This window comes from Archangium violaceum, from assembly GCF_016887565.1.
Taxonomy (GTDB): domain Bacteria; phylum Myxococcota; class Myxococcia; order Myxococcales; family Myxococcaceae; genus Archangium; species Archangium violaceum_B.
Genome location: NZ_CP069396.1, coordinates 4,785,413 through 4,811,341 on the forward strand (window position 1 = coordinate 4,785,413; position 25,929 = coordinate 4,811,341).

The 25,929-nt window shown below is 69.4% G+C and carries 27 protein-coding genes; 16 read left to right on the plus strand and 11 right to left on the minus strand.

From position 1 onward, the window contains the following. Positions 1 to 27 precede the first annotated feature (27 nt). A complete protein-coding gene (locus JRI60_RS19600; protein ID WP_204227385.1) occupies positions 28 to 729 on the minus strand; it encodes a glutathione S-transferase N-terminal domain-containing protein in 702 nt (233 codons plus the stop codon). 208 nt (positions 730 to 937) lie between these two features. Here JRI60_RS19600 and JRI60_RS19605 point away from each other — a divergent pair, with 208 nt between their 5' ends. Next, positions 938 to 1,564 carry an OmpA family protein gene (locus JRI60_RS19605; protein WP_239470613.1) on the plus strand — a complete coding sequence of 209 codons (627 nt, stop codon included), beginning with the start codon at positions 938 to 940 and terminating at the stop codon, positions 1,562 to 1,564. Between the two features lie 16 nt (positions 1,565 to 1,580). On the opposite strand, the gene JRI60_RS19610 is transcribed toward JRI60_RS19605, so the two are convergent. From JRI60_RS19610 to JRI60_RS19635, 6 genes are all read right to left on the minus strand, one after another. Further along, the gene (locus JRI60_RS19610) at positions 1,581 to 2,468 is read right to left on the minus strand and encodes an alpha/beta fold hydrolase (RefSeq protein ID WP_204227386.1); all 888 of its coding nucleotides are present in this window, start codon (positions 2,466 to 2,468) and stop codon (positions 1,581 to 1,583) included. Then, positions 2,465 to 3,082: a TetR/AcrR family transcriptional regulator gene (locus JRI60_RS19615; protein ID WP_204227387.1), complete on the minus strand. Its 618-nt coding sequence runs from the start codon at positions 3,080 to 3,082 to the stop codon at positions 2,465 to 2,467. The genes JRI60_RS19610 and JRI60_RS19615 overlap by 4 nt, the downstream gene beginning before the upstream one ends. 76 nt (positions 3,083 to 3,158) lie before the next feature. Then, entirely contained in the window at positions 3,159 to 4,055 is an 897-nt protein-coding gene (locus tag JRI60_RS19620; RefSeq protein ID WP_239470614.1) for an alpha/beta fold hydrolase, read from the minus strand. A 31-nt stretch (positions 4,056 to 4,086) separates the two neighbouring features. Further along, the gene (locus JRI60_RS19625; RefSeq protein WP_204227389.1) at positions 4,087 to 4,440 is read right to left on the minus strand and encodes a MerR family transcriptional regulator; all 354 of its coding nucleotides are present in this window, start codon (positions 4,438 to 4,440) and stop codon (positions 4,087 to 4,089) included. Between the two features lie 57 nt (positions 4,441 to 4,497). Further along, positions 4,498 to 5,913: a hypothetical protein gene (locus JRI60_RS19630; RefSeq protein WP_204227390.1), complete on the minus strand. Its 1,416-nt coding sequence runs from the start codon at positions 5,911 to 5,913 to the stop codon at positions 4,498 to 4,500. A gap of 70 nt (positions 5,914 to 5,983) precedes the next feature. Next, positions 5,984 to 7,702, minus strand: a complete 1,719-nt coding sequence (locus tag JRI60_RS19635; protein ID WP_204227391.1) for a hypothetical protein — start codon at positions 7,700 to 7,702, stop codon at positions 5,984 to 5,986. A gap of 392 nt (positions 7,703 to 8,094) precedes the next feature. On the opposite strand from JRI60_RS19635, the gene JRI60_RS19640 reads away from it, so the two are divergent. Together JRI60_RS19640 and JRI60_RS19645 are read left to right on the plus strand one after the other, a co-directional pair. Further along, positions 8,095 to 9,636 (plus strand): cell wall anchor protein, encoded by a 1,542-nt coding sequence (locus tag JRI60_RS19640; protein WP_275439390.1) that lies wholly within the window; start codon positions 8,095 to 8,097, stop codon positions 9,634 to 9,636. Positions 9,637 to 9,756: 120 nt separating this feature from the next. Then, positions 9,757 to 10,440 carry a peptidoglycan-binding protein gene (locus tag JRI60_RS19645; RefSeq protein WP_204227393.1) on the plus strand — a complete coding sequence of 228 codons (684 nt, stop codon included), beginning with the start codon at positions 9,757 to 9,759 and terminating at the stop codon, positions 10,438 to 10,440. A 141-nt stretch (positions 10,441 to 10,581) separates the two neighbouring features. Here JRI60_RS19645 and JRI60_RS19650 read toward each other — a convergent pair whose 3' ends face one another. Further along, complete coding sequence (locus tag JRI60_RS19650) at positions 10,582 to 11,550, minus strand: ketopantoate reductase family protein (RefSeq protein WP_204227394.1); 969 nt, start codon at positions 11,548 to 11,550, stop codon at positions 10,582 to 10,584. A gap of 136 nt (positions 11,551 to 11,686) precedes the next feature. Here JRI60_RS19650 and JRI60_RS19655 point away from each other — a divergent pair, with 136 nt between their 5' ends. The 13 genes from JRI60_RS19655 (at position 11,687) to JRI60_RS19715 (ending at position 23,527) form a co-directional block, all read left to right on the plus strand. After that, on the plus strand, positions 11,687 to 12,331 hold the full coding sequence (locus JRI60_RS19655) for a riboflavin synthase (RefSeq protein ID WP_204227395.1): 645 nt from the start codon (positions 11,687 to 11,689) through the stop codon (positions 12,329 to 12,331). A gap of 25 nt (positions 12,332 to 12,356) precedes the next feature. Beyond that, complete coding sequence (gene ribB / locus JRI60_RS19660; RefSeq protein ID WP_204227396.1) at positions 12,357 to 13,553, plus strand: 3,4-dihydroxy-2-butanone-4-phosphate synthase; 1,197 nt, start codon at positions 12,357 to 12,359, stop codon at positions 13,551 to 13,553. A gap of 65 nt (positions 13,554 to 13,618) precedes the next feature. Further along, positions 13,619 to 14,110 carry a 6,7-dimethyl-8-ribityllumazine synthase gene (gene ribH, locus JRI60_RS19665; protein WP_204227397.1) on the plus strand — a complete coding sequence of 164 codons (492 nt, stop codon included), beginning with the start codon at positions 13,619 to 13,621 and terminating at the stop codon, positions 14,108 to 14,110. A 2-nt stretch (positions 14,111 to 14,112) separates the two neighbouring features. Then, positions 14,113 to 14,532 (plus strand): transcription antitermination factor NusB, encoded by a 420-nt coding sequence (gene nusB, locus JRI60_RS19670; RefSeq protein WP_204227398.1) that lies wholly within the window; start codon positions 14,113 to 14,115, stop codon positions 14,530 to 14,532. Continuing rightward, positions 14,529 to 15,017 (plus strand): M17 family peptidase N-terminal domain-containing protein, encoded by a 489-nt coding sequence (locus JRI60_RS19675; RefSeq protein ID WP_204227399.1) that lies wholly within the window; start codon positions 14,529 to 14,531, stop codon positions 15,015 to 15,017. Before nusB ends, JRI60_RS19675 begins: the two co-directional genes overlap by 4 nt. A 50-nt stretch (positions 15,018 to 15,067) precedes the next feature. Further along, positions 15,068 to 15,442: a response regulator gene (locus JRI60_RS19680; RefSeq protein ID WP_204227400.1), complete on the plus strand. Its 375-nt coding sequence runs from the start codon at positions 15,068 to 15,070 to the stop codon at positions 15,440 to 15,442. Beyond that, positions 15,439 to 17,727 (plus strand): chemotaxis protein CheA, encoded by a 2,289-nt coding sequence (locus JRI60_RS19685; RefSeq protein ID WP_204227401.1) that lies wholly within the window; start codon positions 15,439 to 15,441, stop codon positions 17,725 to 17,727. The genes JRI60_RS19680 and JRI60_RS19685 overlap by 4 nt, the downstream gene beginning before the upstream one ends. 34 nt (positions 17,728 to 17,761) lie before the next feature. After that, positions 17,762 to 18,325 (plus strand): chemotaxis protein CheW, encoded by a 564-nt coding sequence (locus tag JRI60_RS19690; RefSeq protein ID WP_204227402.1) that lies wholly within the window; start codon positions 17,762 to 17,764, stop codon positions 18,323 to 18,325. Further along, positions 18,322 to 18,849, plus strand: a complete 528-nt coding sequence (locus JRI60_RS19695; RefSeq protein ID WP_204227403.1) for a chemotaxis protein CheW — start codon at positions 18,322 to 18,324, stop codon at positions 18,847 to 18,849. Before JRI60_RS19690 ends, JRI60_RS19695 begins: the two co-directional genes overlap by 4 nt. After that, the gene (locus tag JRI60_RS19700) at positions 18,846 to 20,822 is read left to right on the plus strand and encodes a HEAT repeat domain-containing protein (RefSeq protein ID WP_204227404.1); all 1,977 of its coding nucleotides are present in this window, start codon (positions 18,846 to 18,848) and stop codon (positions 20,820 to 20,822) included. Before JRI60_RS19695 ends, JRI60_RS19700 begins: the two co-directional genes overlap by 4 nt. 23 nt (positions 20,823 to 20,845) lie before the next feature. Further along, a complete protein-coding gene (locus JRI60_RS19705) occupies positions 20,846 to 21,715 on the plus strand; it encodes a CheR family methyltransferase (protein ID WP_430384389.1) in 870 nt (289 codons plus the stop codon). Next, positions 21,712 to 22,743 (plus strand): protein-glutamate methylesterase/protein-glutamine glutaminase, encoded by a 1,032-nt coding sequence (locus JRI60_RS19710; protein ID WP_204227405.1) that lies wholly within the window; start codon positions 21,712 to 21,714, stop codon positions 22,741 to 22,743. Before JRI60_RS19705 ends, JRI60_RS19710 begins: the two co-directional genes overlap by 4 nt. A 1-nt stretch (position 22,744) precedes the next feature. Further along, positions 22,745 to 23,527, plus strand: a complete 783-nt coding sequence (locus tag JRI60_RS19715; protein WP_204227406.1) for a hypothetical protein — start codon at positions 22,745 to 22,747, stop codon at positions 23,525 to 23,527. Positions 23,528 to 23,542: 15 nt separating this feature from the next. On the opposite strand, the gene JRI60_RS19720 is transcribed toward JRI60_RS19715, so the two are convergent. The 3 genes from JRI60_RS19720 to JRI60_RS19730 form a co-directional block, all read right to left on the minus strand. Beyond that, positions 23,543 to 24,220, minus strand: coding sequence for a histidine phosphatase family protein (locus JRI60_RS19720; RefSeq protein ID WP_204227407.1), 678 nt, complete (start codon positions 24,218 to 24,220; stop codon positions 23,543 to 23,545). Between the two features lie 147 nt (positions 24,221 to 24,367). Then, positions 24,368 to 24,763, minus strand: coding sequence for a response regulator (locus tag JRI60_RS19725; protein ID WP_204227408.1), 396 nt, complete (start codon positions 24,761 to 24,763; stop codon positions 24,368 to 24,370). Positions 24,764 to 24,851: 88 nt separating this feature from the next. Next, positions 24,852 to 25,817: an aldo/keto reductase gene (locus JRI60_RS19730; protein WP_204227409.1), complete on the minus strand. Its 966-nt coding sequence runs from the start codon at positions 25,815 to 25,817 to the stop codon at positions 24,852 to 24,854. Positions 25,818 to 25,929: the final 112 nt, after the last annotated feature.

Consider the following 25,929-nt stretch of genomic DNA (forward strand, 5'->3'; position numbering starts at 1 on the left):
TCCGCGTCACACCGCCCTCGCTGTAGCTCAGGCCGGCGCGCCGTACGTCTTCTCGAGGTAGGCGACGATGTCGGCGGACTCGAACATCGCCGTGCCGGTGTTCGGGTCCGAGAGGTAGGGCACCATCATCCGCCCCGAGCGCGCGACGAAGTCCGCGCGGCGTGGGCTCCCCTTGGCCACGTTGTGCAGCAGGTAGGGGAGCTCCAGCCGGCAGAGCGTCTCGCGGACGATGCGGCAGTAGGGCGAGGCCTCGAAGCTCCACAGCTCCAGCGGCTTCTCCGGGGCGCGGCTCGGCCGGGCCCGCGCGCCACCGAGCCCGCGCGTCCACGACGCGAGCATGGAGCCCGCGTTGGTGAGCGGCCCGAGCGCCAGCGCGGTGGGCACCTTGCCATCGCCATACGTCTCGAAGAGGTAGCGGATGATGGCGTTGGACTCGTACATCCGCTGGCCGGTGTTCGGGTCCACGAGGTAGGGGAACTGCTGCTTGCCGCCCAGCTCCACCGCACGGGGACGGAAGCGGGTGCCGCCCTTGGGGCACGGGTAGATGAAGGCCTCCAGGTCGAGCAGGCTGAGGGCCTCGCGCACCTTGCGGCAGAAGGGGCAGTTCTCGAACTCGTAGAGCTCCAGCGGCTTGTCGGGACGCTTGCCGAGCGCGCTCACGCGCATGCCCAATCCGAGCCGGGCCACGCTGGCCGCCAGGGACGTCGTCACATTCACGGTCCGGTTCATCGCTCTCTCTCCTCGGGGGACGGTGTCTCGCGCGCTCACCCCGGATTTCCCGGTCCAAGCTAAACACGCCGCCGCGTCAGGTGGCGTGGAATCGCGGCCTCGAGTTCCCGCCAGGACAGCGGCCGAGCGGCGAGCCCGGACCGGATGGCACGTGAATGCATTTCCCCGAGGTCCACTCGAACGAGTGAGAGACACAAGGAGGCTGCACGTGAACGCATGGAAGAAGGGTTGGGTGCTCGTCCCGGCGCTGATCCTGGGCGGGATGGGCTGCGTGACTCCGGGCAAGCGGACCGCGGCGGGCGCGGCGGCGGGCGCCATCGTGGGAGCGGGAGCCGGGGCCATCGCGGGGGGGGACCTGGAGGGTGCGGTCATTGGAGCCGGCGTGGGGGCCGCGGCGGGCGGCGCCGTGGGCAATTATCTCGATCGGCAGGCGCGCGAGCTGGAGCAGGTCGCGGAGACCCAGCGGACGGACCACGGCATCCTGCTGAACCTGCGGAACGACCTGCTCTTCGACACCGACAGCGCCGTCCTCACCGAGGGCGCCATCTCCCAGGTGTCGCGCATCGGAGACATCCTCACGAAGTACCCGGAGGATCACATCCGGGTCGAGGGCCACGCCGACAGCCGCGGCACGGTGGCCTACAACGAAGCGCTTTCGCTCCGCCGCGCCGAGGCCGTCGCGCGAGTGTTGACCTCACGGGGAGTGACGCCACGGCAGATGCTGGTGCTGGGCATGGGAGAGTCGAAGCCGGTGGCATCGAACGCCTCCGACGACGGCCGCTCCGCCAACCGCCGGGTCCAGCTCCACATCACCGTGCCGCCCCCCACCTCGTGAGGAGGTGCGCCAGCCCTCACTGGCTCCACTGCGCGTCGAGCAGGAACCGGGAGATCCTCCCCGACAGCCAGGCGCGGAACTCATCGGTCGTCGGCGGGCAGTGCAGGCAGTTGGCGATGAGCTCCGTGTCCTTCAGGTTCGGCAGGACCTTCGCCGCCCGGTCGAGCAGCTTGCGCCCCGGAAAGCTGAGGTCCTTGTCGGCCCCGATGACGAGCGTCGGCGCGGTCAGGTTCGCGAGCTCCTCGGGCTTCGCGAGGGGCGGGATGCGCATGTCGAGGTCGATGCCGCGGAAGGCCTCGCCCAGGTAGCGTGTCCAGTCGTCGCCGACCGTCGTCAGCAGGTGCTGAACGGACCGCGCGAGCCGCTTCTCGCTCGGGAACGCGCGATACAGGAGCATCGGCAGGCCGAGCTTGAAGAAGCCATCGAGCGGCGGACCGCTGACCATGCCCGCCGGGACGAGCAACACCAGCCGGTCGATCCGCTCCGGCGCATGGGCCGCGAGCCGCAGCGCGACGAAGCCGCCGTAGCTCACCGCGATGACGTGGGCCTTCGGAAGCGCGAGGCCCTCCATGACCTCGGCGAGCCAGATTCCGTACGAGTTGTCGCTCACCGAGGGCCGCACCTCGGCGCTCTTCACCGACTGGCCGATGATGTCGACCGCGTGGACGCGGAAGGTCGACAGCAGGGGCGCGAGCTCGGAGAGCACGTGGGCGGACGAGGCCAGCGCGCCGTGCAGGATGACGACCGGGGGGCCATCCTCCGGGCCGCCGACGAGGACGTGGGTCTCGCCGAAGCGCGTGGCCACGCGGCGCTCGGTGGTCTTCGTGGGGAGCTTGGCGCGGAAGGTCTGGTACCAGCCCTCGAGGGCGGTGCGGGCGGCGGGGGTCTTCACGAGCGATTTCATCGGCGGGTCCTCCGGTCAGGGGTTCGTGGCAGCAGGCCGCGCAGGTGCTGGGCGACGAGACCGTCGACCATCCGCACCGGTGCGTCGTTCGCGCCCTGGGCCCAGGCGATGAGCGCGAAGTAGTAGAAGGACAGGTAGGCCACGGCGAAGAGCGGGGCCTCGGCGGCCGAGTCGACTCCGGCCTTCGCGGCGGCGGCCTGGTAGAGCCCGGCGATACGCGCGTGGACCTTCGTCACCTGTCCGGAGAAGCGCTGTGCCCAGGGAGGCTCGGCGAACAGCGATTCCTTCAGGAGCGTCCGCGAGAGCTTCGGGTGCGCCTGGTAGTAGCCGAAGAACGACTCGGTGATGGCGTGCAGCTGCGTCTCGAGCTCCGCCTCGGGCAGCTCGCGCAGCGCCCGCTCGATCGTCTCCTCCAGGTCATCGAAGAGGGCGGCGTGCAGCAGCTCCTTCTTGTCCTTGAAGTGGACGATGACCGTCGCCGCCGACACGTTCGCTTCCGCCGCGATGGCCCGCAGGTTGGCCTCGTCGAAGCCGTGCTCCTCGAAGTGCCGGCGCGCGGCCTTCAGCACCCGGAGCCGGGTCTCTTCCTTCTGCTGGGCACGGCCGGTGGACATGACGCTCCAGTTCGCTAAACACGTTCAATGAACATGTTTAGCGAGTTCTGGTCGCCAGCGCAACCCGGGGTGGACGTCAGCCGAGCCCGGCGAGCAGCTCGGCGAGCCGCTCCGGCTGCGAGGCGAAGGGCGAGTGGCTGGCGTCCAGGGTCTTCTGCTCGAAGGGATTGCCGGGGGTGAGGGCATCCGCCTCACGGATCATCAGCTCCTGGAGGGCGGGCGCCAGGGCGCGGTCCTTCGTGCAGCGGATGTAGCTGCGCGGGATGCGGCCCCAGCGCTCGCGCGTCGCACCGACCTCGGTCGTCCAGAGCGCGAGGGGCAGGTCCGGTGTGAGGGTGAGCGCGAAGGGCAGGAAGTCACGGGAGTCGACGTCGTTGTAGTAGGCCGTGCGCAGGGCCTCCAGGTAGGCGGCATCCCCGCGCGGGTTGATCCGGACCGCCCCCAGCGTCGCGGGGTTCCCGATGAAGAGCGTCTCGCCATACCCCGTCTTCGCCTCGGGCAGGGCCCCGTAGGCACTCGGCTTCTTCAGCCGCAGGGGGCAATAGGCACTCAGATAGACCAGCCGGCCGATCAGCTCGGGGGCGAGCTCTCCCACCCGCGTGATCACGGTCCCTCCGGCGCTGTGGCCGACCAGGAGTGGCCGGGTTCCTCCCTGAAGTGCCTTGAGCGCGTCGATCACCGCGGAGGCGCAGTCGTCCAGGGTGATGCTGGCCTGCGGCGACGGCTCCTCGGCGAACCGCTTCCGATCGCCCGTGAGATACGAGGAGGGAAAACGGGCATTGAGGCCGTGGCCCGGCAGGTCGATCGAGACCACGCGGTGTCCCAGTCCCGAGAGGTGCCGCGCGACGCGTCCCCAGTGCAGGGCGTTGTGCCAGGCGCCGTGTACCAGCAGGAAGGTCTTGCCCGCCGGCCGTGATGCCGGCTGTGGCCCGAGTGCGTGTGCGCCGAGGGGGAGCGTGGCGGCCCCCAGCATTGTGTTCCTCAACAGGTCCCTGCGGTTCATCTCATCCTCGCTTGTGCGAAGCCCCGAGCGTCTCGACGAGCCGGACGCGACGTGCCTCCAGCTCGGCGAGCTGCCGTTCGATGTCGGAGAGCTTCTCGTGGTGGGCCGCGAGGGTATGCGGGCAGATGACGTTCGACGTGCCCGTGAACATGCACGCCGGGAAGGTGGCGATCTCCTCGAGCGAGAAGCCCAGGCGGATCATCCGGACGATGTGCTGGACCCGAAGCACGACCTCGGGACCGAAATCACGATAGCCATTGCCCTGGCGGCTCGAGACGAGCAGCCCTGCCTTCTCGTAATGGCGGATCGAGCGCGCACTCGCGCCCGACAGCCTGGACAACTGCCCGATATTCATCGCGGCCTCTGTCGAAGAACCCTAGCAGCTGACACCAGTGTCAAGGTCAAGGGGCGTCTACTTCAGGAGACCGTAGGGTTTCCATTCGAGGATCTTCAGCTCGAACCCGGCCCGTCTCTTCTCGGCGAGCCAGTCCTCAAGCGCGCGCAGCGCGGAGGCCTCGTCGTCGAAGCGCTGGCTCTCGCCATCCCGTGTCACGAGTGTGGTGCCCTTGACGATGGCCGAGGTGTATTCGGACTTTCCGCCGTACCTGGCCAGCTCGCGCTCGAGGGGGCCTCGGCCGGGAATTCCGGTCGTGACGCGGAGGAAGTCCCCCTCGTAGCGGGCCTCGAGGCGCCGCACCTCGCGCGCGGCGGCGTCGGGACCGTCGAAGGCGAAGCGGAGCGTCGTCTTCGTTCCATTGTTGTAGCCCGCATGCACCTGCACGATGGCATCGAAGCGCTCGATCTCGAGGAACAGATCGCCACGCTTGCGCCAGAAGGTGACGCGCTCCGAGGCCTTCGTGGCCTCGAGGGCTGGCGAGGGCTCGGTCCCGAGGAACTTCTCCCCATCGTAGATGTGCACACGGAAAACGCCCGGGCGCAGCAACCACACCTCGCCGGTCTTCCGCTGTGCATAGACGACGTCCCTGGGGGTCGCACTGACGGGCGAGCGCGCCACGGTTCCAGCCACGTCGATGCCCTCGAGCTCCTCGGCCGTGGGCCTGTCCGGTTCGCGCCGCTGTCTTGGCTGTGGCGTCTCGGCGAAGACCGGCTCGTTCCGTTCGAGATGCTCGAAGATCTGGTCGTGATGGATCTCGCCGAGATCGACATCATAGAGCCCCGGGAGGAGGAAGACGGAGGCGAGGGACGCCGCCTCTTCACCCGAACGGCCGTTCTCGAAGTGATGCTCCGCGTGCACTTCGCCGTAGCAGGAGACGTCGTGGTCGTTCTCGTCGAGGAAGCGCACCGAGAGGTCGCCGGCGACCACGAGGCTGTCATCGTTGTAGATGCCCTGGATGACATCGCGCACCACGAGGTCGCCGAGGACCAGGAAATTCCCCGACGTCCGGAGCCCGCGCGCGACGCAGTTGCCGACGACGACGACCGTGGAATCCGGCCCGCAGTCCTCGAGCACTCCTTCGACCTCGAGATTGCCGAGGACGACGAAGGGGCTCGTGATGTTCAGCGAGCCGGAGGCGCGTGCGTTGCCGGTGATGACCGTTGCCTCGGACACCGGCGAGTCGAGCACTTCGTCCCTGGGCTCGAGGAGCCCGCGCATCACGACGGCGGCGAAGCCGATGTCCGTGAGGGGCCCGGGGCACAGCGCCTCGGCGAGCTGCGCGGGGGAGCGCGACACGCCGTCCTTGAACACCTGTGCGAGGGATTCGACGCCGGGTCCTCCATGATGGGAGATCGCTTCGAGGACGGCTCCGTCGAGCTCGGCGAGTGTGGCTTCGGCCTTGGGAAGGAAGGTGTCTCGGTTCAGGTTCACGGCCGATGTATACGATGCCCTGCCCGAGAAAGGGGCCCCCGAATGCATGAAGATTCGGGGGCCCGTTGCGCTACGGCGCGCCGAGTCCCGTGAGGATGGACGTCAGGGAGCTCCGCAGCTCGGCCGCGGTGTTCGCACGGTAGAACTGACCCTGGCCCGCCTTCGCGATGCTCTGGAGCATGGGGCTGTGATCGCCATGGCCAATGACGAACGTCCGCACGGACTCGTTGCCGCTCCTGTCACCGCGCAGATCCGAGTGCGACAGGAAGAAGGCCACATCATCCATGAAGTTCTTGTTGCCCACGCCCAGACCGGCCGGCCAGTTGTAGTCGGTGTAATCGCAGTCCGCCTGGGTATACGTCCCGCTGGCCGGGGGATACTTCACGGCCTGGTGGCAGTAATTGATGCCACCCACGTTCGGGTTGTGCTCGGGATCGGTCGGGTTGAACTGGACAAACGTCCCATCCGGATGTTTGGCGCCCTGGGCCTGGAGGAGCTCCATCATCCGGGTGATGGGCACCGAGTTGTCTTCATACCGGGGCGTGCCTCCGGCCACCAGGATGACGGCGCTGCGCTGGCCATCGAAGCAGATGGACTTGTCGTTGCCCTCTCCCTCCCAGGGCTGGCCCGGCAGGGAGGTCTCGCTCAGGGGATCGACATAGGGGGCCTTGAGCCACTCGTCGGGAGCGGCGGCCCAGGTCGCACCCGGCTGGCCCGTGTAGGGATTGTCATACGTGCCACCGGAGCAGCACCCCGGCCAGCCCCAACCCGGCGCGATGGGTTGAGCGAACCAGCTCCCCCAGCGGTTGTCCTGCACCTGGGAGGAGAAGTAGGCGCCCAGGCCGAACAACGCCTCACCGACGTTGCGGTCCTGATTGCGGAACTGGATCTGATTGACGGCATGCTTCAAGGCGGCGCGGTCGAGCGCCGTCTCGTCGATGGTGGGGGAGGACTTGTCGCAGCTCGGGCTCATCCCCTTGATGATGCTTGGCGGATCGAACCAACCCTGATCCCTCCCGAGGGTGGCCACCCCCAAGCGCGCGTTGGAGGCCTGGGCGATGGCCTCCTTGATGGCCTTGCGTGCCGCCACGAACTTGGGTGGACGCAGGTTGAGGATGCGGCCATTGATGACCCACTTGCGGAACGCCTCGGGGGGAAGCGGCGGGTCGCCAGGATTCTGCGTCGGGCCGTCGAGCCCGGGCTCGGTCAGCGCGGAGACCACCGGGCCGCGCCACCATCCCTTCGTCTCCAGACACGTCATGCATTCCTGCATGATGGGAGAGTCGTAGTAAGCGCTCTTCCAATTGACGACGGTGTAGCAGGCGCTGAACGTGTCGCCGTTGGGGGCCAGCGCGTTGAAGAAGCTGGAGAGGGAGAAGGGGTACTCCTCCGACTGCCAGGCCAGACGCCGTCCCCGTGAATGATAGAACTTGTCTGGCTCGAAGAACTTCGACGCCAGGTCGGGATCCTCATCGTAGATGACGGAGCCATTCTTCGCCGGATCGGGGCTGTTCTTGTCGAACCAGCTCATCGCGGAGACCAACGCCGGGTCCGAGCAGCCCGTGTTGATGTTGTGTCCGGCGGGCCCGTCTCCGCCGAGATCTCCGGGGGCGGGCTCCTCGGGAATGGGTTGGTAGCCGGGCGTGAAGGCTTCGGGGAGGTACTCGGAGTACTCCTGCATGGACGCGTTGTTGTCCACCAGGAACATGACATTGGAGGGAGACCCTTCCGCGTGACTGGCGGCGGGCAGCAGCCCCGAGACGCCAGCCGCCACGATTCCCACCGTCAATCCCAATCCTTGTCTGGAAAAGCGCCTCGAGGAAATCATTCCTTTACAAGAATCATCGTGCATGTCGCGGGCTCCTGCGTGTCGGGACGCAACGGCCATGATCTCGAACGGCGTCGATGCGTGTTTATTGATACACCAAATGAGCAATCAAATCCAGGATGAAAGGGTTATCATTTGGTGAGAATCTGGAGTCCTGGGGAGGAACACATGTGAGGCTTTTGTAGGTTCCCCCTCCCATCCACGTGGGATTCCTGAGATAGGAGAAGGCAGGGGCTCCGCGCATGTGCCGAGCCAATGACCCGAGGTTTGGAATGACGTTGAAGAACTTCAAGCAGAACGCTTCACGACTCGTCTGTGCGGTCTCGCTTTCCGCCCTGATGGGGTGCGGGCCGATGGACGTCGAATCCTCTGTCGGTGTGGAGACCGGTCAGCGGGCGCTGGCGACGGTGAGCTTCCGGAGCAGCGCCACGGGAGGCGGAGTCGCGCTCAAGTCCCTTGGCCTCATCAAGCCGCCGGGAACCGCGCAGGGGGACGTGTTGCTCGCGCGGATCGTCAACCGGGACAACGTCACCGCGACCGTGACACCGCCCGCGGGCTGGACGTTGATCCGCTCGGACCAGAGTGCTTCGCAGCTCAAGGCCTGGGTCTTCTACAAGGTCGCGGGCGGCGCCGAGCCCGCCAGCTACACGTTCTCCATCGACCTCACGAGCAACCTCGCGGGCAGCATCGTGGCGTTCTCTGGGGCGGACCCCGTCAATCCCATCGACGCGCAGAGCGGCCAGAAGAACGGGCTCACCGCGAGCTTCATCACGCCCGCCATCACCACCACCGCTTCCAATGGCGTGGCGGTCTGGTTCGGCTCGCAGATCTGGACGGGCTCCGCCTGCCCGGCGAGCCCCATCGTTCCTCCCTCGGGCTTCACGGAGGCGTTCGATACGTGCCTGGTCTCCTCCTCCACGGGAATCATCTATGACGCGGCGTACCTGCAACTGGGCGCCGCTGGACCGCAGCCCGCGTTCAACGGCAGCTCGCCGTACGCCAACACGAACATCGCCCAGGTCGTCGCGCTCCGTCCGGCGAGCACGCCCGGCTGCACCGTCGGAGACACGTTCTCCAGCACGGTGACGACGGTGGGGACCGTGGCGTCCACCGCCATCGTGGAGCCGTCCGGCCTGGCCGCCAGCCGCGTCACCCCGGGTGTCCTCTACGTGCACAACGAGGACACCACCGCCGTGGTCGCCATCAGCACCAGCAACGCGAGCACGGTGGGCAGCTTCACCGTCGCCAACGTGACGCCGGCGGACTGGGAGGACATCGCCACGGGTCCGTGCCCGGCCGGTCAATGCATCTACATGGGAGACATTGGCCGCATCAGCGCGAACTTCCCCACGCCTCCGTCCACCTTCGCGGTCTACCGAATGAAGGAGCCCGACATCGCGGGTGGACAGACGAGCGGCACCCTGACCGCGGAGCAGTTCCCGTTCAAGTATCCGGACACGCCGCAGAACGCCGAGTCCATCATGGTGCACCCGACGACCGGTGACATCTACGTCATCACCAAGGACGGGTCCGGGCTGAGCAAGGTGTACAAGTTCCCCCAGCCGCTGCCCGCCCCTGGGACGATGTCGACCCTGCTCTTCGTGGCGAACCTTCAGCTGCCGACGAATGGCGACACCAACTTCGCCTCCGCGACGGCCGCGGCCATCCACCCCTGCGCCAATCGCTTCCTGCTCAGGACCTACCGCAAGGTCTACGAGTACCGCGCGCCGGCCGGGGGCGCCTTCGAGACGGCCTTCGCGGCCACCCCCGTCTCCCTGACGGACACCGTGGAAGGGCAGGGTGAGGCGATCGAGTACGAGGCCAACGGCGCGGGCTACTTCACGATGAGCGAGAGCCCCTCGCCCTTCAAGCTGAAGTACGTCAGCCGACAGTAGTCTGGCCGCGACCCCGTCGGGCCGCTCGGGGGCGACCGGGCTTTATCTTCTTCACGCAACTTGGAAAATCATCTCCCGATAACCCCTGTGTAAGTCCCTTCCTACACGAGGTTCGTTGCCATGGTCGCTCCCATCTCCTCGAGCCGCACGACGGCGCTGACGACTGCCCGGACCGCGATGCCCACCGTGAAGGAGGGCTCCCGTGGCCCCGCGGTGAGCGAGCTCCAGACCCTGCTGAAGAGCAAGGGCTTCAACCCCGGTGCGGCGGATGGCGTCTTCGGCCCCAAGACGAAGGCGGCGGTGCTGGCCTTCCAGCGCTCCCAGGGCATCGCGGCGGACGGCATCGTCGGTCCCCAGACGTGGGGCCGGCTGAAGGGCGCCAGCGGTCCGGCTCCGACCCCGAGCCCGGGCGGGCGCGGCACGGCCGATGCCTTCGTGAAGAAGGCGCTCGCGCAGGACGGCGACCGCTACGTCTTCGGCGCCGAGACCAACCTGAACGATCCCAACCCCAAGGCCTTCGACTGCTCGGAGCTGGTGCAGTGGGCGGCGCACCAGGTGGGCGTCTCCATTCCCGATGGGACGATGAACCAGCTGCCGCACATCCAGCGGGCGGGCAAGGCGATCTCCGTCGACGAGGCGCTGCGCACCAAGGGCGCGCTGCTGTTCCGGCCGGGCCACGTCGCCATCAGCCTGGGCGACGGGCGCACCATCGAGGCCAAGGGCTCCAAGTACGGCGTGGGCATCTTCAGCGCCCACGGCCGCGGGTGGACGGCGGGCGGTCTCATCCCAGGCATGAAGTATTGAGCGAGGGAGTCTCCGTCACCGGAGGAGGACCTTCCGAGCGCGCTTCGGACGAACTGGTCTGACTGTCAGACCAGTTGCTCTCGAGCGCGCCCGGGACCTCCCCCCTGCTTGATGCTCGCGCTCCCGACTCCAGGGCCTCGTTCAGGCTCCGTGGACCGAGGCCTGAAGCGCCTGGACCGGCTGCTCCTGCGTCCTTCCCAGGTCGATGTACGTCCGCATCATCAGGCGGGTCTGGGCCCCGACCTTGGTGAAGTGGACCCGCAGGTAGGTCTCCAGGTCGATGGGTGCGACCCGGGAGGCGACGGCGAGCAGCACCTTGAAGAAGGCCGGGCGGAGGAGTGGGAGGACGGCGGAGGCGCTCGTCCGTGTGTGCCGGGCCGCGATCTGGACCGCCTCCCGCGCCGCTCCCTGGAGCCGTTCCAGGTGCGCCCGCTCGCGGAACCGATCGAAGCTCCATCCCGCCGATTCCAGCTCGTTGATGAAGACGGTCAGTACCGCGGTGGGAATCGCCGCGGCCCGTGCCACGTCCTCGCTGCGGCTGGCCGGGTACCCACCGGCCCGCAGGGGGCGGAGGACTCCCTGGAGGCGCTCCGGGGGCCCGCTGAACAGGCCTCGCGACATCGGTGGCATCCAGAAGGCCGTGCCGGGTCCCTCCAACGGATCCCCGGGCTTCAGTGGCGCATGGAAGCTGAGGAAGGGAATCATCCCGGAGACGAGCCGCTCCTCGGGAACCCATTGCAGCAGCCAGTCCCGGTCGTCCAGCGCGGGCTGGAGCATGACCCAGGTGGCGTCCCCCGTGGCCCGGGCGAGCTCTCCCACCCAGTTCCCGTCACGCAGCGCCGTCGAGGAGACGCAGAGCCAGACCTGATCCCACCGCTCGGCCGCGACCTCCCGGGCCGAGACGCGCACGCCGAACCCGGAGAACAGGACCGGCCTGGGCCGCCGTGAGAACAGGCCGAGCTCGTACAGCGGGTAGCCTCGCCGGGCCTCCTCCGCGTACTTCTCCTTGACCAGGAAGGACAGCTCGCAGCCGGCCGCCTGGAGGTACTTCCCAAACACCTGGCCGACCGCACCTGCACCGACCAACAGGACTCGGGGGGCTCCGCTCATGGGCGGTCCTCTTACCCCAAGAGAATCGTCCCGGGGCCCGGGATGATGGCTCCGGTGAGCCTGCCTGCCGGGCAGGGGAGGTGGATGGACGCGGCGGCGGATCCCCGGCCCCGAATCCGTTATAAGCGTGCCCGAAATGTTCACCGGACTCATCCAGGACATCGGTGTGGTGGAGCGGGTCATCCCCGGCGGGATGACGGACGTGTGGATTCGGACGGCGCTGGGCGCCCGGGACTTCGCGCTCGGCGAGTCCATCGCGGTCGATGGCGCCTGCCTCACCGTCGTGGAGCGCGGCGGGGACTCGTTCCGCGTCCAGGCCGCCCCGGAGACCCTCCGGCGCACCACCCTGGGCGGTGCCGGCCCCGGCTCGCGCGTCAACCTCGAGCGCGCCCTGGCCCTGGGCGACCGGCTGGGCGGCCACCTCGTCAGCGGCCACGTCGACGCCGTCAGCGAGGTGCTGGAGACCCGCCCCGAGGGCGGCTCGTGGGTGATGCTCTTCCGGCTCCCCCCGGAGCTCGCCCCCTTCTTCATCGAGAAGGGCTCGGTGGCCATCGACGGCATCAGCCTCACCGTCAACTCGGTGGGCCCGGACCGCTTCGGCGTGCAGCTCATCCCCGAGACCCAGGAGCGCACCACCCTGCGCGCCAAGGCCGTGGGCGAGCGCGTGAACCTGGAAGCGGACATGATTGGCAAGTACGTGGCGCGGCTGGTGTCGCTGCGCCAGGGGCCCGGTGGTGGGCTCTCCGAGGCGGTCATCAAGGCGGCCGGTTTCGGCGGTTGATTCGAAGGAAAGGCCAGGAGCACGCATGGCGCGCGGCAGGCAGCACGAGACGGACAGCATCGCCCTGGTGGAGCGGGCGCTCTCGGAGATCCGCAAGGGTCGGATGGTCATCCTCACCGATGACGAGGACCGTGAGAACGAGGGCGACCTCGTCATGGCGGCGCAGAAGGTGACCCCCCAGGCCATCAACTTCATGGCCACCCACGGGCGTGGGCTCATCTGCCTGTCGCTCACCGACGAGCGCCTGCGCCGCCTCAACCTGCCCCTCATGGTGCAGGACAACACCTCGTCCTTCCAGACGGCCTTCACCGTCTCCATCGAGGCCTCCCACGGCGTCTCCACCGGCATCTCCGCCGCGGACCGCGCCCACACCATCCAGGTGGCGGTGGCCCCCAACGCCAAGCCGAGCGACCTGGCGCGTCCCGGCCACGTCTTCCCCCTGCGCGCCCGCGACGGCGGGGTGCTCGTGCGCACCGGCCAGACCGAGGGCAGCGTGGACCTGGCCCGTCTGGCCGGCCTGGAGCCCGCCGGCGTCATCTGCGAGATCATGAACCCCGACGGGACCATGGCCCGCCGGCCGGACCTGGTGAAGTTCGCCCGGAAGCACAAGATGGTGCTGCTGTCCGTGGCCGACATCATCCGCTACCGGCTCGAGCGCGAGCGGCTCGTCAAGCGCCTCAGCGAGGCCACCATCGAGCGCCGGGGGCAGGGCTCCTTCCAGGCCTACACCTACGGCAGCGACGTGGACAGCGCGGTGCACGTGGCCCTCGTCAAGGGCGACATCTCCGGCCGCCAGCCCGTGCTCACCCGCGTCCACCGCGCCTGCCTCGTGGGCGACATGCTGGGCAGCGCCGGGTGTGACTGCGGCAGCCAGCTCGAGCAGGCCTTCCAGCGCATCCAGGAGGAGGGCCGCGGGGTGGTCATCGTCCTCCAGCGCGACGTGCCCGCGAAGAGCCGGCTGGAGTGCACCCACGTCTCCAACGAGGTGTCCGTGCCGGGCAACAACGACCAGACGCGCCTGCGCGAGTTCGGCGTGGGGGCCCAGATCCTCAAGGACCTGGGGCTGTCCCGGTTGCGGCTGCTCACCAACAACCCCAAGAAGATCGTGGGGTTGGAGAGCTACTCCCTGGAGGTGGTGGAGCAGATTCCGCTCACCCTGTCCGCCGAGCCGACCCGCCGCCTGGCCGCGCGCCGTCCCCCCCGCCGCCGCAAGACGTCCTGAAGGCGGCACCCAGGAAAACTCCCTGGCGACGCCCACCGGGTGGCTGGTGTAGAGAGGAGCCTCACATGCCCCGTTACATTGAAGGTGACTTTCTTCCCCCCAAGGGCCGTTTCGCCATCTGCGTGGCCCGTTTCAACGCGTTCATCACCGAGGAGCTGGTGAAGGGCGCCGTGGACACGCTGGTCCGTCACGGAGTGGCCGACGGCGACATCGACGTCTACCGCTGCCCCGGCACCTACGAGCTGCCGGCGCTCACCCGCCGCGTGTCCGAGTCGCGCGCCTACGTGGGCATCATCACCCTGGGCGCCGTCATCCGCGGTGGCACGCCCCACTTCGACTACGTGGCCGGTGAGTGCGCCAAGGGCATTGGCAACGTGGCCTTCACCTCCCAGGCGTCCGTCACGTTCGGCGTGCTGACGTGCGACACGGTGGAGCAGGCCATCGACCGGGCCGGCGTGAAGGCCGGCAACAAGGGCTCCGAGGCCGCCCTCGCCTGCATCGAGATGGTCAACCTGCACGTGAAGCTGGCCACCCTGACGGAAGGGAAGAGGGGCTAGCCATGGGCGCGCGCAGGACGGCACGGGAGCGGGCGCTTCAGGCGCTCTACCAGCTGGAGATGACGCCGGGCTCCGTCCACGAGGCCCTCGAGGCCGCGTGGGCCGCCACCGAGGAGGCCCGCAAGGAGCCCGAGGCGGTCAAGTTCGCTCGCGAGCTGGTGGAAGGCGTCATGGCGCACCGCGCGGAGATCGACCGGCTCATCGAGCAGCACAGCCACAACTGGCGGCTGGATCGCATGTCCCGCATCGATCGCAACGTGCTGCGCCTGGGCGTCTTCGAGCTGAAGTACCGCCCCGACATCCCCAAGAAGGTGTCCCTCAACGAGGCCGTGGAGCTGGGCAAGAACTTCGGCACCGAGGAGTCCAGCGCCTTCGTCAACGGACTGCTGGACCGCGTGGCCGCGGCGCTGGGGAAGCAGTGAACGTCACCTCCTACGAGCTCGGCCTCGAGGGCCTGGACGCGCTGCAGGGCGTGGATGCCCTCTGCCTCTTCGTGGGAGAGGACGACCGGCCCCTTCCCGGCTCGGCCGGCTATGTGGACTGGCGGCTGTGCGGCGCCCTGTCGCGCATCCTCCAGTCCGGCTTCTTCGTGGGCGCACAGGACGACTCCCTCCTGCTGCCCACCGATGGCCGCTTCCCCGTGCCTCGCATCTTCGTCATCGGCCTGGGGCGCCGTCAGGGGCTGGATGCCTCCTCGCTCGGCGAGGCGCTCGCCAACGCCGCCCGCGTGCTGGCCAAGGCGAAGGTGGAGGGGGTGGCCCTCGAGGTGCCCGGCGTCGGCAAGCTGGAAGACGCCGCCAGGGCTTCCGCTTTGAACGACAAGTTCCTCCCGGCTTTCAAGGGACAGCGGGTCGCCGTCCTGGCGGACAAGGAGCTTGCCCGCCGGCTGCCCAACCGCAAGGGCTGACGATCCGTGCCGACAGTCGTTCTGGTACGATGGGGGGCCGGTTCCAACGAATGAAGTTCAAGATCCTGATCGTGGAGGATTCCAAGGCTTCGCGGGAGTTGATTGCCGCGACGGTGGAGTCCATCTCCGGTCTGGAGGCCTTCGTCACCAGCAGCGGTTTCGAGGCGCTCAAGCTTTTGCCCCGGCATCGGTTCGACCTCATCATCACCGACATCAACATGCCGGACATCAACGGGTTGGAGCTCATCAACTTCGTCAAGAAGAACCCCAACTACCGTGACACGCCGCTGTTCATCGTCACCACCGAGGGGCGCGAGAAGGACCGTGACCGCGGGCTGGCGCTGGGCGCGGCCGAGTACCTCGTCAAGCCCTTCTCTCCGCAGAGCCTGGAAGGGCTCGTGCGCCGTTACCTGAAGCTCGCGTGAACCAGGCGGGAAAAGCACTGTCGGAGTTCGTCGCCGAGGGCACGGAGATCCTCGAGGCCCTGGGCAAGGATCTGCTCGTGCTGGATCAGCAGCGCGGTCAGGAGCCGGACCCGGACCTCATCAACGGCATCTTCCGGGCGGCGCACTCGCTCAAGGGCCTCTCCGCCCTCTTCGGCCAGGAGCGCATCGCCAAGCTGGGCCACCAGGCCGAGGATCTGCTGGACCGGCTGCGCCTGGGCAAGCTGTCGCTGGATGACCAGGTGCTCGACACCCTCATCGAGTCGCTGGACGTGCTCCAGGGCTTGCTGGCGGAGGCCTCGCGCGAGGAGTCCACGGCCGTCATGTCCCAGCGCGCGGTGGAGCTGGGCTCGCGGCTGGCGAACATGGGCGCCGCCTCGCCCGCGGCCGATGAGGATCCACTGGACCGGTTGGAGCTGGATCCGCAGGTGCGCGCCGTCTTCACCGAGTACGAGGAGCACCGCCTGCGCGAGAACGTGCGCCGCGGCGTGGCCCTCTGGCGCGTCCGGGCCGCGTTCGACCTGTCCGACTTCGACACCGGGCTGGGCGAGCTCAACTCGCGCCTCAAGCCCCTGGGCGAGGTGGTCAGCACGCTCCCCTCGTCGGAGCCGGGTGGGGCCACCGGCATCGCGTTCGATCTCATCTTCGGCGCCAAGGTGCCCGCCGAGGAGCTGGCGGCGAAGCTCCAGGGCACGCCCGCGCAGCTCTTCGAGCTGAAGGCGCGCCCCGCGGCGGGCTCCGGGGCCCAGGCCGCTCCGGCACCGGCCTCCGTGGCCCAGGTCGTCCGGCGCTCCGGGTCCGAGGCCCCCCCCGAGGAGGCGCCCGCCGCGCCCGCTCCCCCCAAGAAGGGTGGGCGGAAGAAGGCCAAGACCCCCAAGGCCCCGGTGCTGCACGCGGTCGAGCCGGCCAGTCCGAAGGCGCCCCCCCAGGAGCCGCTGTTCCAGGACGAACCCGACGTGCCCACCCCCCTCCGTCCCGAGACGTCCGCGCCTCCGGTGCGCACGCTGATGGAGGACCCAGGCTCCCGGGGGACCCGGTCGGAGAGCGAGTCGCTGCGCTCGCTCACCCAGACAGTGCGTGTGGACATCGGCCGGCTGGACGCGCTGATGAACACCGTGGGCGAGCTGCTGCTCATCAAGGCCAACCTGCAGCGCATGGCGGAGGCCGCGCGGCAGGATGGTCCGGTGACGGTCTCCAAGATGTGGGGCCAGGAGCTGTCGCGCGAGACGCGGCAGTTGGAGCGCAAGCTGGACGCGCTGCAGCAGGGCCTGCTCGAGGCACGCATGGTGCCGGTGGGCCAGGTGTTCGACAAGCTGGCCCGGCTGGTGCGCCGCATCGCCCGGGACGCGGGCAAGGAGATCGACTTCGTCATCAGCGGCGGCGAGGTGGAGCTGGACAAGCTCATCGTCGAGGAGCTGAGCGATCCCCTCATGCACATCATCCGCAACGCGATCGACCACGGCGCCGAGTCGCCGGAGGCGCGCGAGGCGGCGGGCAAGTCGCGGCGGGCGAGGGTGTCGCTGCGGGCCGAGCAGAAGGGCAACCACGTCGTCATCGAGGTGAGCGACGACGGCTCGGGCATCGACGAGCTGGGCGTGCGCGAGATGGCCCTGCGCAAGGGCCTCATCACCGAGGCGCAGGCGCGGGAGATGAGCCGGCGCGAGGTGCTCAACCTCATCTTCCTGCCGGGCTTCTCCACCGCCCGCAGCGTGTCCGAGCTGTCCGGCCGCGGCGTGGGCCTGGACGTGGTGAAGAACAACATCGGCAACCTGTCCGGCATCATCGACGTGTGGAGCGAGCGGGGGCAGGGCACCGCCTTCCACCTCACGCTGCCCGTCACCCTGGCCATCATCCGCGCCCTGGTGGTGGGAGTGAGTGGGCGCACCTACGCGGTGCCGCTCAACAGCGTGCTGGAAATCCTCTCCGTGAAGCCGTCGGAGATCCGCACGGTGGAGCGGCGCGAGGTGCTGGACACGCGCGGCACCACGCTGCCCCTCATGCGCCTGGCGCGGCTCTTCGGCCACCCCGAGCGCAACAACGACCGGCACTTCGTGGTGGTGGCGGGGCTGGCCCAGGAGCGGTTGGGCATCGCCGTGGACGAGCTACAGGGCCAGCAGGACATCGTCGTCAAGTCCCTCGGAGGCCGCCTGCAGGGCGTGCGAGGGATCTCCGGAGCGGCGGATCTGGCCAACCGGCGGACCGTGCTGGTGCTGGACGTCGGTGCCCTGCTCGAAGAGGGAATGAGCCTGGAGCGGCGTCGGGCGTGACGCCACCGGCCCGAGGACTGCTATCCTCTGATCCGTGCCCTCCCTGTCCGTCCTGCTCGACAGCTTCTTCTACCGTCCGGACGAGGACGTCGGTCTCCTGCAGGAGCTGGTGGCCGGCACCGACGAGACGGTCGAGCCCATTCCCGAGGAACCTCCCGAGGAGTACCTGGCCTTCCGGTTGGAGGAGGAGCACTACGCGGTGCCCATCCGCGAGGTGCGGGAGATCGTGAAGGTACCGCCGCTCACCGAGGTGCCTCGCGCCGCGGCCAACCTGCTCGGGGTGATGTACCTGCGCGGCGAGGTGCTGCCCGTCTACGACGTGAAGGTGAAGCTGCGGCTGACCGACAAGGCGCAGCTGGTGGCGGGCCCGGACGCACCGGAGCCCCCGCGCCGCGCGCGCATCATCGTGGTGCAGGCGGAGGACGGGCTGGCCGGCCTCTGGGTGGACTCCGTCTCCGAGGTGGTGCGGCTGCGGCCCTCCATGCTGGAGGTGGCTCCGCCGGGCGTGGGCGGCGGGGAGCGGGACTGCGTGGTGGGGCTCGGGCGGCGCAACCAGCAGCTCTTCATCCTGCTCGACATCTGGCAGGCCCTCGCATGAGACAGCGCTTCAATGTCCTGACACAGCCCCGGTCCGACGAGGCGGCGGCGAGGGAGGAGCGGGACCCGCTCGTCCAGCTGTGCGCCTTCTTCGTGGGACCGGAGGAGTACGCGGTGGACATCATGCGGGTGGAGGAGATCCTCCCGCCCCAGCGCCTCACGCCCATCCGGGGCGCGCCGCCCTTCATCGAGGGCGTCATCCACCTGCGCGGCTCCATCATCCCCGTGGTGGATCTGCGCAAGCGGCTGCTCGGCGGAGAGGCCCCACCGGCGACGCCCAAGACGCGGCTGCTGGTGTGCTGGCTGGGCCGCAGGCGCGTGGCCCTCTTCGTGGATAGGGTCTCCGAGGTGGCGCGCCTGCGGCGCAGTGAGATCAAACCCGCCCCGGCCATTGGCGCGGTGGGCCCGGCGCCCTTCGTGGTGGGGGTGTGCGGCCCGCCGGAGCGGCTCAAGCTGCTGCTGGACGTGAAGGCGCTGCTTCTGGCGGAGCTGGTGCGCGACACCGGCCGGAGGATGAACGGATGATCGAGGAGGGGCGGAACGCAGAGGAGGCGCGTTACCGGGCCCTGCTGGAGCTGGACGTGTCCTCGCCGGGCGCGCGCGAGGAGCTCGTGGCCGGACTCCATGACGAGAGCTGGCGTGTGCGTCGCGCGGCGGCGGAGGGCCTCACCCGGCTGCCGGAGCGCGAGGCGGTGGTGGAGCGGCTCGTCTCCGTGCTGGGCGAGCGCGACGAGACGGGCGCGCGCAACGCGGCGGCCGAGTCGCTGGCGGCCATGGGTGAGCAGGCCGTGGGGCCGCTGGTGCGGCTGCTCGTGCACGCGGACCCGGACCAGCGGAAGTTCGCCGCCGACATCCTCGGCCAGCTGGGACGGCTGGAGGCGGAGGACGCCCTGGTGCGCGCCATGGTGGAGGACGGGGATCTCAACGTCCGGGTGGCCGCGGCGGAGGCGCTGGGCCGGATGGGTGGCCGGGTCGCGGCGCGCGCGCTGGAGCGCATCCTTCATGATCCCGAGCCGCTGTTGCAGCTGAGCGCGCTGGAGTCGCTCGCGGCGCTGCGCCACCCGCCGCCGTTGCCGGAGGTGGTGCGGCTGCTGGCCAACCCCACGCTCAAGCGCAGCGCGTACCGGGTGCTGGGCCTCATTCCGCAGCTGGCGGCCACGGAGCTGGTGTGCCGGGGGCTGGGCTCGGAGTCCCGCTCCACGCGGGAGGCGGCGCTCGTGGCGCTGGGCACACAGGCCCTCCTGTCCGAGTCCACCCAGCGCTCGGAGATGGATGCGGCGGTGCGCCTGGCGCTGAGGCGGCTGCCTCGGGCGGGGGAGTGGGTGGCCGCCGCGCTGCTGTCCGAGGACGGGGAGCTGAGGGCGGGGGCGCTCGTCGCTGCGGCGGCCCTGCGCGAGCCCCGGCTGGCCCCTCTGGTGGCGGAGGTGGCGCAGGAGGAGCGGCTGATGCCGGAGGTGGTGCGGACGCTCTCGTACTTCGGCCCGGAGGCCGGGCGCGAGCTGCTGGCGAGCATGGACCGGTTCTCCTTCCCGGCGCGCGAGGTGGCGGGACAGGCGCTGGTGGAGATGGTGGACGCCACGTACGTGCCCGAGCTCGTCCAGATGCTGGAGTGGGGCGAGCTGGACTTGAAGATGGTGGCGGTGCAGGCGCTCGGCAGGACGCGCTCGCTGGATGCGGTGGAGCCACTGGCGCGCCTGTTGTCCCAGTCGGAGCTGTGCGCACTGGCGGCGCGCGCGCTGGTGTCGCTGGCGGCGAGCTTTCCCGCGCGGGTGCTCCAGGTGTTGGAGGATGCGCTGACGCACGGGGCGGAGCCGGCGGTGCTCAACGCGCTGGTGCGGGTGGGGGGGACGGGCATGTTGCCCCTGGTGCGGCGCACGGCCCGCGAGGCGTCCGTGCCGCTGCGCGCCACCGCCGTGGAAGTGCTGGCCGTGGTGGATCCCGCGGGGGGCCTGGAGATGGCGCGGCTGGCGCTGGCGGACGAGGCCACGCGGGTGCGTGTCGCGGCGGTGCGGGTGCTGGGCCAGCTCGGGGATGCCTCGATGGCGGGGCTCTTGAAACGGGCCCTGGGCGACGAGGCGCTGGAGGTGCAGCTGGCCGCCCTGGACGCGGTGGGCGAGTGCGGGGCGGTGGAGCGGGCGGCGGAGCTGGAGGCCCTGGTGCAGCACCCGGACGGAGCCATCGCCTTCCGGGCGGTGCAATCGCTGGCCCGGCTGGGAGCCCTGCGGGACGAGGTGCTCCGGCGCGCGGTGACTCATGGAGACCACGAGGTGGTGAAGGCGGCGCTGCTGGCGGGCGCGGTCTCGGCCGAGGGCGTGTCCCTGGCGGTGGAGCTGCTCGGCCACCCCAGCTGGGACGTACGGGCCGCGGCGGCGCGGGTGCTGGGAGACTCCGGTGGGCCCGCGTGCCTGCCGGCGACACGGGCCGCCCTGGAGGCGGAGATGGATTCACTGGCCCGCCGCGCCCTCGAGGACGCGGTGGATCGGCTGTCGGGACGTTGAGGAGCTGGGAGGTCCGGGGGGTGATGCCTTTCGATACAGGCAAGCCGGAGATGTCCGTGGAGGAGTTCCGCCTGTTGCGGGACTTCGTCTACGGCCATTGCGGCATCCTCGTGCGCGACGACATGAAGTTCGTCATGCAGCGACGGTTGTGGCCACGGCTGGAGGTGCTGGGGTTGACGGACTTCAGCTCCTACTACCGCTACCTGCGCTTCGACGCGCAGCGGCGCGCCGAGCTGGAGACGGCCATCGAGGCGCTCACCACGCACGAGACGTACTTCTTCCGCGAGCCGCGCCAGCTCAAGGCCTTCTCCGAGGAGGTGCTCCCCCGGCTGGAGCGGCGCAACGCGCGCACGAAGCGGCTGCGCATCTGGTCGGCCGGGTGCTCCTCCGGGGAGGAGGCCTACACGGTGGCCATGCTGCTCAAGGACAGCGGGCGCTTCGATGGCTGGGACGTGGAGGTGCACGGCACGGACATCTCGCGCCGGGTGCTGGCCGTGGCTCGCCAGGGCGAGTACGGGCCCTCGGCGCTCCGGGCCACGGCACCGGACAAGATCGCCCGCTATTTCGATCACGTGGGGCCCACCCGGGTGCGCGTGCGCGACGACATCCGCGCCTGGGTGTCCTTCGGACATCAGAACCTTCAGGACCCGGAGGCGGGCCTGCTCGTGTCGCGGATGGACGCCGTCTTCTGCCGCAACGTGATGATCTACTTCGACACGCCCGCCCGGCAGCGGGTGCTTCGCCACATCTACGACAAGATGGTGCCCGGGGGGTATCTGCTCCTGGGGCACTCGGAGAATCTCATCAACCTGAGCGCGGATTTCGAACTGGTGCACCTGCGCAGTGATCTCGTCTACCGCAAGCCGGAGCTCGGCGGAGGGCTCGCTCCATGAGCCAGATGGAACCAGTGAAGGTGCTGGTGGTGGACGACTCGGCGCACAACCGCCGGTTGCTGACGGAGCTGCTGGAGTCCTCGCCGGACGTGAAGGTGGTGGGCACCGCGGCCGACGGCAACGAGGGGCTGCGCCAGGTGATGGCGCTGCACCCGGACGTGGTGACGTTGGATCTGGAGATGCCGAGGCTGGGGGGCTACTCCTTCCTGCGGCTGCTCAAGAGCACGGCACCCACGCCGGTCATCGTCATCTCGAGCTACGCGCACAAGACGGACGTCTTCAAGGCGCTGGAGCTGGGGGCCTTCGACTTCATCGCCAAGCCGGTGAGGCCCACGCCGGACGCGGTGGAGAAGCTGCGCCGGGAGCTGCAGGAGAAGGTGCAGGCGGTGCGGCTGGTGCGCTCGTCGGATCCGAGGCCGGTGCGCCGGCCGAAGACGATGCCGATGGAGCCCGCGTTCGTGGCGGGAATCGGCGCGTCCACCGGAGGGCCGCCGGCGGTGCAGCGGCTGCTGGAGGCGCTCGCGCCGGAGCCCTCGATGTGCCTGCTGGTGTGCCAGCACATGCCCAAGCAGTTCACCCGCGCCTTCGCGGAGCGGCTGGACAAGCTGGGGCCCTTCTCCGTGCGCGAGGCGCAGGAGGGAGACGTCGTGGCGCCGGGCCACGTCTTCATCGCGCCCGGAGGGCGGCAGCTCGTGGTGTACCGGCAGACGGGGCAGTACGTGCTGGGCACGCCGCCTCCGACGATGCAGGACAAGCACGCGCCCTCGGTGGATCGGCTCTTCATGAGCCTGGCCGAGGCGTTCGGCTCCAAGGCGGTGGGCGTGGTGCTGACGGGCATGGGCTCGGACGGCGCCGTGGGCGCCAGGGCCATCCAGAAGGCCGGAGGCGAGGTGTGGGCGGAGTCGGAGGAGACGGCGGTCATCTACGGCATGCCCCAGGAGGCGGTGGCCACCGGGGCGGTGAGCCGGGTCTTGCCGCTGGGCGACATCGGCCCCTCGCTGGTAGAGCTGGCCCGCAGGAGGCGGTGACATGAGGACCTTTCCCACCGAGTTCGCGGACCTGCTGACGCCCAGGGGGCGGCGCATCCTGGAGGGCCGCGATCGGGACGCGTGCGGCGCGCTGCTGCAACCGGGGCGGCGCTTCGTGGCGCTCGGCGGGGTGCTGGACGCGCGCAAGGCGGCGGCGTGCCGGGACGCGCTGGAGAAGGCGCTGCGCAACACGCTGACGGAGATGGAGGATCCGATCCCCCCGGAGAGCATCTGGGGGATGACGGAGAACTACGCGGAGCTGCTGCCCAAGACGGTGCGGGTGAGGACGGCGCTGCTGGAGAGCCGGCGCTCGCGCTCGTGGAAGGCGGCGGAGGAGGTGGGGCTGGTGGGGATGCTCCACTCGGAGAGCTTCGCGGCGTTCGCGGCGGCGGTGAGCGGCAGGGCGCTGCGGCGCAAGTGGGGGATTCAGGTGCTGTGCTACGGCCCGGGGGACTACTCGGGCCCGCACAACGACCACCACCCCGAGGACCCCGAGGCCTTCGACGGCTACGTGGACATGCACCTCACGTTCGCCACGCCGACGGTGGCGCACCAGTGGCTCATCTACTCCAAGGGTGGGCACTTCACGGAGATGCAGAGCGTCAACACCCTGGGCGGTGTGACGGTGTACCGGCTGCCCTTCTGGCACTACACCACGCCCCTGATGGCGAAGCCGCGCGGCGAGGAGGATGCTCGGCGTTGGGTGCTGCTGGGCACGTTCCTGGACGCGCCGAGGGAGCACCGCCGGGGCTCCGCCATCGAGCCGCCCCGCGTCCAACCGTAGGCGAACGCGGGTGGCTCACCGCACGTGCCGCTGGTCCACCTCGTCGAGTCCGCGTGCGTCGAGGTGGGCCACGTCGCCCCACTGGGCGACGGTGAGGCGGTGGCCGTCACTGTGGAGCCGGTTGATGCCGGCGTTGCGCAGCTCATGCTTGCGCGGAGCATCGAGCGACATGCCATGCGCCGCCCGGTACAGACAATCCAGCACGCCCCCGTGCGCGACCAGGGCGATGCGTCCGCCGAGGTGGCGGCGCGCCAGCGACAGGGTGATGTCGACTACCCGGGCGTAGAAGTCGACGAGCCGCTCGCCGCCCGCCGGCGCATGGTCCGGCACCCGCGCCTGCCACGCCGCGAAACCCTCGGGGTACCGCTCGGAGACCTCGACCTGGGTCAGTCCCTGGAACTCACCGAAGTGGCGCTCGCGCAGTCCCGGCTCGGTCCGCACGGCGAGCGGCCTCCCGGCGGCGAGGGCTCGCGCGGTCTGCAGGGCCCGGGAGAGGTCGCTCGAGTAGATGGCGTCGAGCGGCTCGGCCTGGAGTGCCATGCCCAGCGCGGCCGCCTGGGCCTCGCCGTGTGAATTGAGAGGCACATCGAGCTGCCCCTGCAACCGCCGCTCGCGATTCCAGGCGGTCTCTCCGTGACGGATGACGATCAGCTGGGTGGGGGCAAGCACGGGGGATGACGACTGCACGGACATGAGCGGGCCCTGAGGATTCTTGGGAAGAACGCTCGCAGGAGAATGAGAGCCCCCTGGCTGGCTTGCAATAGCAGACGCGCAGCTGTGTGCGCAGGGCATCCAGTCAGTGGTCTGCCCTCCGCCCGCCCAGCCAGGTGGCCTGCCACCTCACCAGGGGTGCGTGGCCGCTTGCAGGGCTTCGGGTTGGGACTCGAGGGTACTGTCGATCGCCAGGGCCACCGCTTCCTCGAACTCCTCCAGCGGACAGGTCTTGGAGAGGACGTAGCGGACGCCTGGAATCCAGGGTGCCCGCCGGGTGCTGTGCAGGATGATGGGGATGGCCTTGAGCTCGGGGTCCTGGAGAAGGCGCTTGCAGAGCTCGACTCCGTCCAGGCGAGGCATCATCCAGTCCGTCACGATCAGGTCTGGCCGATGCTTTCGGGCCAGCTCGAGGGCTTCCAGACCATCGTGCGCATGGAGGACCTGGTAGCCCATGACCTCCAGCACGTCGGTGTAGAGCTCCAGCAGATCCATCTCGTCATCGACCAGGAGTACCGCGCTCACGGGGCATCCTCGCTTTCCGGAGCGCCTTGGCCTGGATGGCATCTCGCGCCCCTCGTTAAGGAGGAGTTGCCTTCACAACACGTGTGATTCAACGAAACTGCCGCGACAGCTCGTCGATACGGCCCAGCTCGTCCTGGGAGAGGTTGAACCCCATGGCGCCGACGTTCTCCTCGGCGTGGCGGCGCTTCGTCGCGCCCGGGATGACGACCACCGTGTCGCCGTGGAAGGTGGCCAGCCAGTTGAGGGCCACTTGCGAAGGCGTGACGCCGTGGGCAGTGGCGACCTTCCGGAGCTCCTCGATGAGGGGGCGGCTGCGCTCGAGCCCCTTGGCGCGGAAGCTCGGCAGGAACTTGCGAGGGCCGACGCGGCTGCGGATGAGCGAGGGGTCCTCGTGGAACTTGCCCGACAACAGGCCCTGGGCCAGTGGCGAGTACGCGATGATGGTGATGCCCAGCTCCTTGGCGGCGGCGAGCACTCCGTTCGATTCGATGCGCCGATCGAGGAGGCTGTACTGCATCTGATTGGAGACGAGCGGCACGCCCCGAGCGGCGAGCACGGCGTGGGCCTTGCGCATCCGCTTCTCGGAGAAGTTGCTGACGCCCACCGTGCGGATCTTCCCCTCCTGGACCAGGTCGGCCATCGCGTTGGCCTGGGCCGTGACGGTCGCGAGCGAGAAGGGCTGATGAATTTGATGCAGGTCGATGGGGAAGGGGCTCAAGGCCGAGAGGCGATCGCCGATCGTCTTGCCGATGTGGGAGGCGAAGCGAGGGAAGGGGAACCACTTCGTCGCGACGACGACGTCCCCGGGCTTCTTGCCCAGGCGCGTGAGGGCGGCGGCGAGCGCGCGCTCGGAGCGGCCATTTCCATAGGCCTCGGCGGTGTCGAACCAGTTGATGCCGCCGCGCAGGGACGCGTCGATGATCTCCTGGACCGTGTCGGCGGGCAGTGCTTCCCAGAAGCCGCCCGCCAGACCGGAGCCCTCGGAGAACTGCCAGCAGCCCAACCCGATGGGGGAGATCTCGATCTCGGACTGTCCCAGTCTTCGAAGCTTCATGTTCGGTCGCTCCTGCCGCGCGGGGGCGCGGGTCTTGGCCGGCGCGGAATCTCCCGTGCTTTCCAGCGGAGGGCAACGACGGTCCGTGGGAGGGCAGCCGGGGAGCCGGGCG